This window comes from Nostoc sp. LEGE 12454, assembly GCF_056620565.1.
On record NZ_JBWQXL010000015.1, the window covers coordinates 103,698 to 116,348 of the forward strand.

General features: G+C 43.8%; 9 protein-coding genes. 1 reads left to right on the forward strand and 8 read right to left on the reverse strand.

All coding sequences use genetic code 11. The features are described 5' to 3' along the window. Positions 1–188 precede the first annotated feature (188 nt). The 6 genes from lpxB to purC form a co-directional block, all read right to left on the reverse strand. Positions 189–1,355, reverse strand: coding sequence for a lipid-A-disaccharide synthase (lpxB, locus tag AC1F2U_RS17770; protein WP_480262301.1), 1,167 nt, complete (start codon positions 1,353–1,355; stop codon positions 189–191). 133 nt (positions 1,356–1,488) lie between these two features. Next, on the reverse strand, positions 1,489–2,307 hold the full coding sequence (lpxA, locus tag AC1F2U_RS17775; RefSeq protein ID WP_480262302.1) for an acyl-ACP--UDP-N-acetylglucosamine O-acyltransferase: 819 nt from the start codon (positions 2,305–2,307) through the stop codon (positions 1,489–1,491). A 311-nt stretch (positions 2,308–2,618) separates the two neighbouring features. Beyond that, positions 2,619–3,149: a 3-hydroxyacyl-ACP dehydratase FabZ gene (gene fabZ / locus AC1F2U_RS17780; RefSeq protein ID WP_289797905.1), complete on the reverse strand. Its 531-nt coding sequence runs from the start codon at positions 3,147–3,149 to the stop codon at positions 2,619–2,621. 80 nt (positions 3,150–3,229) lie between these two features. Next, a complete protein-coding gene (lpxC, locus tag AC1F2U_RS17785) occupies positions 3,230–4,075 on the reverse strand; it encodes a UDP-3-O-acyl-N-acetylglucosamine deacetylase (protein WP_480262303.1) in 846 nt (281 codons plus the stop codon). A 211-nt stretch (positions 4,076–4,286) separates the two neighbouring features. After that, positions 4,287–6,830 (reverse strand): BamA/TamA family outer membrane protein, encoded by a 2,544-nt coding sequence (locus tag AC1F2U_RS17790; RefSeq protein ID WP_480262304.1) that lies wholly within the window; start codon positions 6,828–6,830, stop codon positions 4,287–4,289. A gap of 176 nt (positions 6,831–7,006) precedes the next feature. Next, positions 7,007–7,744 (reverse strand): phosphoribosylaminoimidazolesuccinocarboxamide synthase, encoded by a 738-nt coding sequence (gene purC, locus AC1F2U_RS17795; protein WP_480262305.1) that lies wholly within the window; start codon positions 7,742–7,744, stop codon positions 7,007–7,009. A gap of 629 nt (positions 7,745–8,373) precedes the next feature. Between purC and AC1F2U_RS17800 the strand changes: the two genes are divergently transcribed. Next, positions 8,374–8,649, forward strand: coding sequence for a DUF7219 family protein (locus tag AC1F2U_RS17800; protein ID WP_322636799.1), 276 nt, complete (start codon positions 8,374–8,376; stop codon positions 8,647–8,649). 61 nt (positions 8,650–8,710) lie between these two features. Here the strand turns inward: AC1F2U_RS17800 and AC1F2U_RS17805 are convergent, their stop codons facing one another. Both AC1F2U_RS17805 and AC1F2U_RS17810 read right to left on the reverse strand, forming a co-directional pair. Continuing rightward, entirely contained in the window at positions 8,711–11,332 is a 2,622-nt protein-coding gene (locus tag AC1F2U_RS17805) for a GAF domain-containing protein (RefSeq protein WP_480262306.1), read from the reverse strand. Positions 11,333–11,481: 149 nt separating this feature from the next. After that, the gene (locus AC1F2U_RS17810) at positions 11,482–12,612 is read right to left on the reverse strand and encodes a glycosyltransferase family 4 protein (RefSeq protein WP_480262307.1); all 1,131 of its coding nucleotides are present in this window, start codon (positions 12,610–12,612) and stop codon (positions 11,482–11,484) included. Positions 12,613–12,651: the final 39 nt, after the last annotated feature.

The following is a 12,651-nucleotide window of genomic DNA, read 5'->3' on the forward strand; positions in this document are numbered from 1 at the left end:
CATGACACCCCAATCTAATTCGTAATTGATAATGACGCTCGCGGACTCGCTACCGCTACGCTAACGTAATTCGTAATTACCCTATGGATAAATGCGGGTTTCGGCAAAAATAGGTGGTTTGCACTTAATTTTACTCATAAATAAACTGATTGATTCTCTATTTTTAATTACGAATTACGAACTACGAATTACGAATTATTTGGTCGCATTTGCAAAATTTCTTGAGCAGCGCGATCGCAAACCCCAACTTCTCCTAAACTTTGTCGCATTTCTTCATAATCTAGCAAAGTTTGCTCTCTGCGACTGGGATTGAGTAACAGTTCCATCGCTGCTTGGGTAATATTTTCTGCTGTGGCTTGCTCTTGTAAAAATTCTGGCACAATCGGCTTCATCACTACTAAATTAGGTGGCGATGCGAAGGTTATAGAACCTTTGAGAATTTTCCGAGCTATCCACGCAGTCAAACGACTGAGGCGATAAACTACAACCTGTGGCACATTTAACAGAGCGAGTTCTAGATTGACAGTACCAGATTTGCTAATGGCTAAATCAGCAGCGGCAAAAACTTCCATTTGTTGAGCTGATATAACTGTTGCCCGTAAACCGTAACGCTTAACAGCCTCTTCGATTGGCTGTCTATAGACTTCTAGCGATAGGGGAATCCAGAAACGAACTTCAGGTAATTTAGCTTGAATAGTTTGGGCAGCTTGAAAAATTGCTGGTAAAAGATATTTTAGTTCTTGGCGGCGAGAGGCGGGGAGGAGTGCGATCGCAATTTCTTCTGGTGCAATCCCTAATGTTGCACGAGCTGCTTCCCTAGTAGGAGCATCTTGCATTCGGTCAACCAAAGGATGTCCTACCCAACTAACCTTTGCACCTTTCTCGCGAAAGTAACGGGCTTCTTGTGGGAAGATTGCCAACAGCTTATCTGTAAAACCAATAATCCGGTTAGTTCTTCGCAAACTTATTGACCAAGCCCACTCTTGGGGAGCAATGTAATATACCACAGGCACATCTGGTAGATGCTGTTTCATATAAGTCCCAATTTCCAGATTGGGAGTCATATAATCGATCAGCACTACCAAGTCAGGTGGATTTTGCTTTAAGGAAGCGATCGCCTGACGTTGCACCTGAAGAGTCGGTAAAACATAAGGCAGCCCTTCTAGAATACCCATTGAGCCAATACTACTGGTATTTCCCAACAGAGTTGCCCCAGCCTCTACCATTTTTTCGCCACCCAGCGCCACAATCTCTAATTCCAACCCAATCGCCACAGCTTGACGCTTCAGCGCTGAAATTAGTAGCGACCCTTGTAAATCGCCAGATACTTCGCCAGTGCTGATAAATATCCGCATTTGATAATTAAAGTTAGGAGTTAGAAATTAGAAGTGAGGAATTAAAAGTGAAGAGTTAGGAATGAGGAGTGAAGAGTTAAAAAATGTAATTTATCAACTCATAACTCATAACTCCTAACTCCTAACTCCTAACTCACGATTCATCACTTGCGCCTTTTTTCCCTTTACTGGGAATCAAGCCACGTCTTCCAGGCATCTGAGAAAGTAGAAGGAAGCGTCGCAGATGCTGCAATTCTTCGCTATCCCCTAACAATTCCAACTGTTCCAAAGCATCCTTAAAAGACAAATCAGAACGGTAGAGAATGCGGAAGGCTTTTTTCAGCATTTGTAAATCTGCTGGGTCCATACCAGACCGTTTTAGTCCGACAAGATTGAGGGTTCGCACCCGCGCTGGATTTCCCTCCACTAGCATATATGGGGCCACATCTCTGTCAATACGTGCCATACCTCCCACCATTGCTTGTCTACCAATATGCACAAATTGATGGACACCTAAAACTCCACTGAGCCTAGCGCGTGATTCTATATGGACATGACCAGCCAACGCCACAGAGTTAGCAATCACTACTTGGTCTTCAATGACGCAGTTATGAGCCACATGGACATAAGCCATTAACAGATTACCGTCACCAATTACCGTCGCTTCACCAGCACCGGTAGCGCGGTTAATGGTAACGTACTCACGAATCAAGTTGTTATCACCAATTTTGACCCAGGTTGGTTCTCCTACAAACTTCAGATCCTGGGGTTCCATGCCGATGGCTGCACCTGTAAAAATCTGATTTTGCGCCCCAATTTCACAAGGCCCCTCTAGCACTGCATGAGCGCCGATTATTGTTTCAGGGCCCACTTTGACATGCGCTCCAATCACAGCATAGGCACCGACTTGCACTGTATGGTGGAGTTCCGATTTCGGATGAATTACAGCAGTTGGATGAATTAGCGTTTTCAAGGGTGAATCTCCAGAACTGTCTTAATAATCCAGCGCCAGGCGGGGTTTTTGAGGCAGCGCGTTACTCTGGTTAAGAGAGTTATACCGACTACCGCCCCATTGAGGCGACTGGCGTTGTTGAGTGTGAAATATTTCAGTGAACGAAAGTGTCGGGCAAAGCAAGTTAAGTGTGTTTGTGAGTGCGTCTCGTAGAGAGGGTGGCGAAAATCAAGAAATTATTCAGATGCTATTGTGGATTTTTTAACTGTTATCCTGTTTCAGGATTCAGTAGAGGCATTTCACGGCTATACCCATACCACGAAAGCAAACTTTTAGCTAACTAAAGAGAACATTAATTCCCCTTCACAAGCAAGTTGACCATCAACTTCGGCACGACCTTGCATCTTACCGAAACGACGTTGTTTTACCCATAACAGTTCCACCGTCATTACTAGTTGATCCCCCGGCACTACCTGGCGGCGAAAGCGGACTTTATCGATACCAGCGAAGACGAACAGCCCGCCTTCGACCGAAGACATTTGAGTTAGGACAATGCCTCCAACTTGTGCCATTGATTCAACAATTAGCACCCCTGGCATCAGTGGACGTTCAGGGAAATGTCCTTGAAAATGGGGTTCATTGATAGTGACATTTTTAACCCCAACAGCTTTTTTACCTGGTACGTAGTCAATGATTTTGTCTACAAGTAAAAATGGGTAGCGATGGGGTAGCAATTTCTGAATTTCTTCAGATGTGAAAGTTGTTTTAATCTCAGAACTGATTGTAATCTCATTTATACCCTGTGGTTCGGTAGATGTAGGTGTAGTCGTATCGATGGTATTCACTTCAGTGAGGATTGACATTGGCCGTGTAGTTGATTTTTTATCTAAAAGTTGAGTAGGCAGGCGTATATCCAAAGCCTTAATAATCCTGGATGCAAACTTTAGATCGAATCTAAAATTTTCTGAGCCAGTTGAATGTGTAAATTATGACTGGCTTTATACGCTAAAAAATGAGCACGAGGAAAAGTTCCTAGTAAACTCAAATCTCCTACTAAATCCAAGATTTTATGACGGACTGGCTCATTTGCAAATCTCAACGGTGGATTTAGCCAGCCTTCTGGGCCACAAACGAGTGCATTATCCAAACTGCCACCTTTAATTAACCCTGTTTTTTGTAAGTGTTCAATTTGATGTAGTAACCCAAAAGTACGCGCAGGAGCAATTTCCGTAGCAAAGCTAGCAGAAGCGTTTTCTAGTTCAGCGATTAGCGACCAACTATGCCATTGATTACCAATAGCGGGCAGGTCAAAATCAATACCGTAACTAAAGCGGGTTTCTGGTGCTGGGAGGGCAGATACAAAGGCATCCCCTTGATAGACCCATATTGGTTCTGTAATAGCCAAGGGAACTGGGTTGTTAACGGGTTGTGAGACTAAGCCAACTTGGGCAATATTAGCTGTCCACACACTTGCTGAACCATCTAAAAGTGGGACTTCTGGACCATCAATTTCAATTCGGGCATTATCCACACCCATACTCGAAAGTGCTGCCAACAAATGCTCTACCGTGCGAACATATACCTCACCTTTACCCAACTGAGTTGAGAGAACAGTGTGACTAACTGCTGCAACTTGGGCTGGAATTATTGGCAAATCCGGTAAATCCACCCGCACAAAGTAGCGTCCACTTCCCGCCTCGGCTGGTAATATCCGCACCTGGGTATTCACACCGCTATGCAGTCCCACCCCTATTTGGGTGATTTGGGCTGCTAGAGTGTGTTGTCGCATAACCGAAAAGTTAATATATTTCCTTTAGTATTGTTCATCGCCTGTTTTGGTAAAATCCCTGATATTCCCTGAAAAATGTCATTAATCCCTTTATCGGAACAGTATTGAGGTAAATGTAACAATTAGCAAGCTAATCCAAAAAAGTTAATTGTCCTTTGTCAGTTGTCTTTTGTGATTCACTAATGGCCAATGACTAATGACAAACGACTAATTAAAACCTTTCGCCAATACCGAAATTAATCCGACTATCACCATCATCATTGATACCGTAGTCAATCCGAATCGGCCCCAGTGGAGATTGGACGCGAACGCCAAGACCATAGCCGAAGCCACTGCCATTTTTGTTCAACACTTCAGCAGCCCTAGTACTAGTTCCCAGGTCACTACCGAGATCAAAAAATAGTGCCCCACTAACTACTGAAAAAACTGGAAACCGATACTCAACTGATGCTTGCACATAAGAGCGTCCACTACCTAATGCTCCCTCTTCATAACCCCGGACGGAGTTACTACCCCCAAGGGTAAAAGCTTCGTAGGGAGGTAAGTCTCCAATGATGGTTCCTGCTTGCAGGTTAAATGCTAAGGTTTGTGCCCCTTTGCTGAGGCTAATCAGCTTAATGGGTAAATATTGGCTGTAGCTACCCCGGAATCTGGTCAGGAAGATGTTGCCTAGCCCCACAGGGACTGACTGATCGACTCCAAAGCGGAGATAAGAACCACTAGTGGGTTGCAGGGGGTTATTACGGAGATCGCGCTGTGCCCCTACTTGCAACAGTAGTAAATCGTCTTGACCGCCGCTAGAGAGGGTCAGTGGAATTTCATCACTGAGGCGGTTTCCAGTATCATCATCAAATACCGCTCCTGTTTTTCTCAGATTGCCGTCAGCATCACGAGCAGAAACTCGTTGATACTGTAAACCCGCTGAGGCGGTCCAGACAGAAGTTTTATAGGGATTTGCAGAGAGGGGACGGGTAAAGGTAACACCACCACCTACACGGAGAATCCGGGGGCGATCCTGAGAATCTACATCGGTGGGATTACCCGGATCAAACGTCCTAATATCTTCATCTTTACCATCGAAAATCAACGAAATAGAACTGCGACGGAAAATATTGGTTGTGTAGGAAGTCCGGTAAGGATCTCCTGCGATCCAGGGGTCGGTAAACCGCACGTCAAACAGCAGTTCCCGTTCTCCCACCTGTATTTCTGTCCCCAGTTTTTGGTTTCTACCGTTCAGGTTTTGCTGTTGATAGCTAACTGTTCCAAAAAGTCCGCTAGCAGAACTAATCCCTGCCCCAGCCGCAATAGAGCCGCTGCTGCGTTCAGCTACATTCACTACTACATCCACCTTGCTGGGGTCGGTACCAGGGTCAAGGGACACGTTCACATCTTCAAACAGTCCTAGTCCATACACGCGCTGTAGGTCTTTTTGCACTGTGTTGCGATTGAATACTTGTCCTGGCTTCAACTCCACTTCTCGGGTAATGATGTACTCCTGTGTCCGTCCCCGAATTGGTTGTCCTTTCTCGTCTGTTTCTTGTCCATCCTTGTTACGGAACCGGACTCTAATGTTTTCTACTACCCCTTCTGCTACTTGTAAGGTAACAACCCCGCTTTCAGAGACTTGTGGCGCTCCAATCACGTTAGCTAGGACGTAACCTTGGTCTTGATACCGCTTGTTTAACTGCTTGATGCCTTCTTGCAAATCACGCAAGTTGAGAATTTTGCCATACTGCTCCCGAAAGACTTCATCCACAGTGTTAGCTGGGAGTACAGAAGGGACACCAGTGCCAGGATTGGCTTGCACTTCTACTTTGCTGAGAACGGGATTAGGCTGGACAACAAAGCTTACCCGCACTCCCAAGGGGGTATCTTCTGGCGCTGCTTGGACGTTGGAGAAGAAGCCAGTGCCAAAGATGGCGTTAATATCTTCTTGCAGTTGGCTGCGGGTGGTTGTTTGTCCTGGTTGGGTACGAATTACTCTGTAAACTTGGCTTTCCAGTTCTGGTGATAGTTGGCCAGCTAGGGATCTAACTACAACTTCTGATACCAGTACGCGGGGATCGTTGGCTTCTGGGGCTGTGTTGGGTTGAGTATTGTCCGGCGTTGTCGGTGGATTTACATTCTGCGGACTAGGAGTAGTGCCTGGGAATGGAGTATTGCCCGGAGTTGTCGGTGGATTTACATTCTGCGGACTGGGAGTAACGCCTGGGAATGGCGCAGGTGTTCTTTGTTGACTAGCTGGGGGGGGAATGTCTGGAGCGACTGATGGTTCTGGAGTGGTGGGTAATAAAGGTTCCGTTGTCGGTGGATTAACATTTTCTGGACCTGGAGTGGTCTCAGGAGTTTGGGAAGGCGTTGGTTCTTGAATTTCTGGCGGTGGAATGTCTGGAGCCGGAGACGGCTGTTGAGTAGGACTGGGATTAATTTCAGGCGTTTGTGCAGTTGTTGGCGTTGTGGAGGTTGGCACAATTACCTTTGGGGTCGCGCTTGCTGCTGGGTTGGCAGGGTAAATCGCGACGACGCGGGATTGGGGACGCTCTGCCTCTATAGTTGCTGTAGATTTAGGTTGAGATTCTAGACTTTTACTAGAGTTAACCTGACCAGTGTTCTTTTCTGAATGCTGATTTTTTTCTAGTGTCAAAACTTCTGTTGTCTGTTTGGAATTGTTGGCAGTTTCTGCATTCGCATTCAATGAGCCACCCAAAGGGGCTGCAATTGCTACTGCTGCCAGCAATACGGGAGATAAACGCATTTTACTTATATTCCTCTTCACGACCACACACACACCATCACAAGGCAATAATGCCCTTATGCCAAAGGTAAAATTTCAAAACATAATTTTTTTCTTTTGCTTTTTTACTTTACAAGGCAAAAGGCAAAAGGCAAAAGTTAAATATAATTCCTTCTCACCTTTTGGTTGTTACCTGGTTAACTTATAGTTTCTACTGCTTTTAGCACTCTTTGTAAAACCTCCTGGTAAGCATCCTCTACATTTCCTAAGTCTCGGCGAAAGCGATCTTTGTCCATTACCCGGCGGTTTGAGTCCTTTTCTGCGGTATCCCATAAACGACAGGTATCGGGGCTAATTTCATCTGCCAAGAGTAACTGCTGTTGTGAGTCCAAACCAAACTCTAGTTTGAAGTCTACTAGGGTAATGCCACACTGCTGCCAAAAGTTATTGAGAAATTCATTGATTTGCAATGCAAGATGTGTAATTGCGTCTACTTGTTCCGCAGTCGCTAGTTCTAGCAGGTACAGGCGATCGCGTGTCAACAAAGGATCTCCTAATTCATCGTTTTTGTAATAAAATTCAACCAAAGGCTGTTTCAGAATTGTACCCACTGGTAAACCTGTTTGCTGACACAGACTGCCAGCAGCAATATTTCTGATCACTACTTCTAAGGGTAAAATCTTTACTGCCCTCACCCGCATTTGATTCGGGGCAGGACTATCGATAAAGTGAGTCTTTATACCATAGGCCTCCAACTGTTTAAAAAGCTGGCTAGAAATGCTACAATTAATTTTTCCTTTCCCTTCGATGTTGCCACGCTTTTGGGCATTAAACGCCGTGGCATCGTCTTTAAAATCAGCCAACAAGACTTCTGGATCGTCCGTTGTATAAAGAATTTTCGCTTTGCCTTCGTATAACTTAGAATTAACAGACATGGTGGCAGGTAGTGTTTTAGGCGATGGACAAAAATTGTCCTTTGAAGCTTCACCATTTTATCTTTAGTTATTAACTATTAGCCATTGGTGACTATTTAAGAGGAAGCTGGGGCAGGGTTAAATAACTAATAACCTATGCCCAAACCAGTTTTCTCTGCTCAATCGCTGTTTAATAGCCAGTTGCCAAAGATTTAGAACTAAATATCTAACTTTTAATAGAGGACAATTAACTTTGTATATAGTATGTTTACCTAAGTAGTTTTACTATCATGATTGTAATAATTTTTTGTAAAATAAAGTTATTAAGAGATACTGATATGTGATAATTTGTACCTCAAGGTTTTGGCTAAAGTTAATTACAATTTGAACTTCATAAATTAAGATGAAATAAATTTAGAACAGGGAGGAAAATCAAATATTTTCTCTAGATAATTTAGGGCAAAGTTTTTTGTAATATTTACAACACTAAAGTATTTTAAGCTTTATCCTCTAGTATCTAAATCAACCAATTTCTGCATCACCAATTGGAAAAGGAGTTGGATGATTTGATTTCCCCCAGTTTGACAAAAGAAGATTAGGTTAGCTAGTGATTCAGCTTCAGACACTCAAACACAAGGTGAGTTGAATAAATGGACAAAAAAATAGTGAACAAGGATGATTTTCTCTTCCCTCGCGGTCGCTACTACGGTCAGGTGAAGCCAGAAAACTTGGTTTTTAATGCAAATCTCCAGGAATTTGCTCAACGGGTAAGTTACATTTGCAACTTAGAAACAGGCGGAAAAGTGCCTCCAGGTGCAGCTTACGAACAAATAAAGGATCTGTGGAAACAGTTGAAACGCTCAAAAAAAGAGCTAGGAATTGGCGAAGATCCGTTTCAAGATGACCAGGGAGAGGCTAAAGATTGAATGGGGAATGGGATACGGGGCATTGAGAATTGACAAATGACAAATGACCAATGACCAATGACTACTTAGTAAGCATTGTCCAGACACCATCCCAGGACTCTGGAGGCGGCGTTTGTTGATAATTACGCGCACGCTCTAGGTGGATATCAACAGCTTGGTCTTGGGGTTGGATAGATTTGGCGGCTTCAAAACAGGCGATCGCTTGTGAGAAGTTGCGCGATAAATAGGCATCCCGTCCAGTATGATAATGAAATAAAAACTCTTGAGTGTTGGCATCTAGGGGAGTAGTGCGATCGCCAATTAACTCGTAGATATTCACTGCTTGGTGTTTACCTTTGACTCGGATTTTATCTAACTGGCGCACCCAAATGCGATCGCTGCACAATTGATGAGTAAATTCACTTAAAACAATATCACAACCGTAATCTTTAGTTACCGCTTCCAAACGCGAACTTAAATTTACACCATCTCCAATGACGGTGTAATCCATCCGTTTGCGGGAACCAATATTACCCGAAACCACATCCCCAGAACTAATTCCAATGCCAATACGAATTCGCGGCTGCGCCTGGATAATTCGCCGTTGGTTAAATTCCTCTAAGCGGCGTCTCATATCTAACGCTGACTGCACAGCCCTCCAAGCATGATTTTCTGTCAATGGTAGCGGTGCGCCAAATACCGCCATTAAGGCATCACCAATAAATTTGTCGAGAGTGCCTTCGTGGTTAAAAACCGCCTCCACCATCGTCTCAAAATATTGATTGAGCAGCAATACCACCTCAGCTGCACCAAGATTTTCCGTAAGTGTTGTGTAGCCTCGGATATCAGAAAACAAGATAGTTACTTCCTTCCGTTCGCCTACCATTAAAGCATCTTCCCCCAGTGCCATAACTTGTTCCGCTACATGGGGTGTCAGGTAGCGGGACATGGTAGTTTTCATCCGTTTTTCCTGAGTAATGTCTTCTAAGACCACCAAACCACCGCGTACACCGCCTTCTGGGTTAGTCAAAGGATTAACAGTAAGATTGATATTGCGCTCTAATGTTTGTACCTCATCAGACGTGAGAAACTCAGATTGGGGAGTCAGAGGTTGATTCCAGGGAATAAAAATATCGGGGTTAGTGCGATCGCGCACTGCTAAAATTGAGTGCTGAGTGCTGAGTGGTGTTAGCGGATAGCTAGGGTTTAGCCCGTGCTGAGTTTCGGTCAGTAATCGGCACTCAGGACTCAGCACTTGATAAAGTCCCAGCATCAAACTTTGCTCTGGCACATAATGTTTAGCTCCAGTTTTGAGACTATCTTCTAGTCGCATTTGGAGATTTTCAATTGGCACAACTTCCCAAACTAGGCGACCAATCAAATTTTGTTCCCACAAAAGTTTGCTGTTTTTACTATTAGCGTCTCCTATCGGACAACCCAGCAACTCTAGAGCTGCATCATTAATCGTGACAATCTGTCCTGCCATATCTGTAGATATCACAGCATCTGATAGACTTTGTAAAATATCTTTTTGATACTGTTTTTCTAACAGCACATTTTCAAACAGCCGAGCATTTTCTAAGGCAATTCCTGCCTGATTGTTAAAAGCCCGCATAAACTCTTCATCAGAAGCAGTAAAACTGTTTTGTTGCTTATTAATTAATTGTGTAACACCAATCAATTCATTTGCAGAATTAAATACTGGTAAACATAAGATATTACGAGTTATATAACCAGTTTTTTGATCTATAGTCGGGTCAAAGCGGGGGTCTTTATAAGCATCGGAAATATTTAAGGCTTCACCAGTAGAAGCTACATATCCCGCTATACCACGGTTAGCGGGAATGCGAATTTCTATCAAGTTTGTGCCATCTGCTGCCACTGCAACTTTCGTCGAGAGTTCGTTTAGCTCTTTACGATATAAAAACAGTGTGCTGCGGTCTGCTTGCATTAAAATGCGAGCTTGTTCCATGACTATCTGCAAAGTTGCTTCTAAATCTAAACTTTGCCCCAGTGTCTGAGTTGCCCGCAACAAAGCCGTTGCGCCTCTTTGATTACGAGCTGCTACATAAAAAGATTGGCAGCTTTCCAGGATAATACCAATCGAAGCCGCAAAGTCTCGGAAACGTTCTTCATCATCATGATTAAACGGAACATTCCCAGTTTTATTAGCTAGTTGCACTACCGCTACAGTCTGGTTTTTGCTACTGATAACGGGCATACATAAAATATTACGGATTTTGTAGCCCATTTGTTTTTCAAGTTCTGGGCTAAATAGGGGATGAGTATAAGTTTCAGATATATTGAGATATTGACCTGTACTAGCAACATGTCCAGGGATACCCACTGTAATGGGAGTACGAATTTCTAAGAATTTTTGGGTATTATCTTGAGGAACTTTTGACCACAGTTGACCTTTGTCATAATCAACTAAAAAAATAGCTGTATGTTCTGCTTGGAGAATTTGACCAATTTTAAGTGTGATAGCTTCTAATACTTTCTCCAACATAGTTTCTAGAGCTTCATTATTGATCAGTTCAATAGCTCTCAGAAATTGCTGGAACTCAGCAGTTATAAAGTCGAGTAAGCAAACAAATTCATTAACAGATAAGTCTTTGACGCGACGCAGTAGGGCATGAGCGCGATTAACTTGAGTCAGTTCAGTTAATGTAGCCAAGACGCTGCCAGAGTTGGGGAGTGTCACGTTGCTTCGCTCCGAATTAAAAATTCAAAATTCAAAATTAATAATCCCCATAAATAAATGGGCTTGTATCATGAGTCTGTTTCGCTCATCGGAATTTTAGATTTTAGATTTTGGGCATAGGGCATGGTTATTCTCATCTCCCCACTACCTTATTTTGCCAACTGTTCAGAAAATATCACCTTTTGATAGTAATCTTGTAGCTGCCTGGTAGCAGCTGCCCAACCCCAGCTTTCTGCTTCCTGGCGGGCATTTTGACGGATGATATCTCGTTGTTGTTTTTGTTCTAAGAGTCGAACAGTAGCAGCGATCGCTCCTTGAACATCTGCTGTTGGCTCAAAAAGATATCCATTTACCCCATCTGTGACAATATCGGGAATCCCCCCAGAACGGGCTGCTACCACGGGACAGCCAGCAGCCATCGCTTCTAGTAGCACTAAGCCTAGTGTTTCTGTACGGGAAGGAAAGATAAAGGCATCAGCACTCGCAAAGGCAGAACCTAACTCTTGCCCCATAAGATAGCCAACAAAATAAGTGTTTGTGCCAGCAAAGTGTTTTTGCAATGCTTGACGGTGCGGCCCATCTCCAACCAATGCCAACCGCGCTTCGGGAATTGCTTCTAAAATTGGTTTAATACGCTCAATTTCTTTTTCAGCGGAAAGTCGCCCAACGTAAAGTAGCAATGGACTTTCTGGATGATTTTGTGATAGACGCGATCGCATCTCTACACTAGCTAAATCGGGGTGAAATAATTCTGTATCCACCCCACGCTGCCATAAATCTACACGTTCAATACCGTGTGCTGTCAGTTCCTCCACCATTGCTGTGGAGGTACACAGATTCAAAGCTGCTTGATTATGAGCGCCTTTCAGTAGTTCCCAAAGAAAACCTTCCAACATCCCCAAGCCGTAATGCTGGAGATATTGGGGTAAATGGGTATGATAAGAGGCCACCAAGGGTATTTTGAGGATTTTGCTATAAAATATACCAGACAAACCCAAAACGGCTGGATTCACGACATGAATAATATCAGGCTTAAACTCTTCTAAGACGTAACCAATGGCTGGGCGGGGAAGTGCCATTTTCAATTCTGGATACAATGGCAGAGGAAAGCCAGTAACGCCGTAAACTTTAGCGCCTTTGTGTTCTGCGATCCCTCCATCAGGGGCAATCACTAATACTTGATTACCACTGCGCTGGAGATGATCGACAGTATGGCGCAGGCGCGTTACAATGCCGTCAACCTTGGGTAAAAAGGTTTCGGTAAATAGGGCAATTCTCATATAAAACTATTCAGTCCAGGCAGATAATCTCAGCTTAAG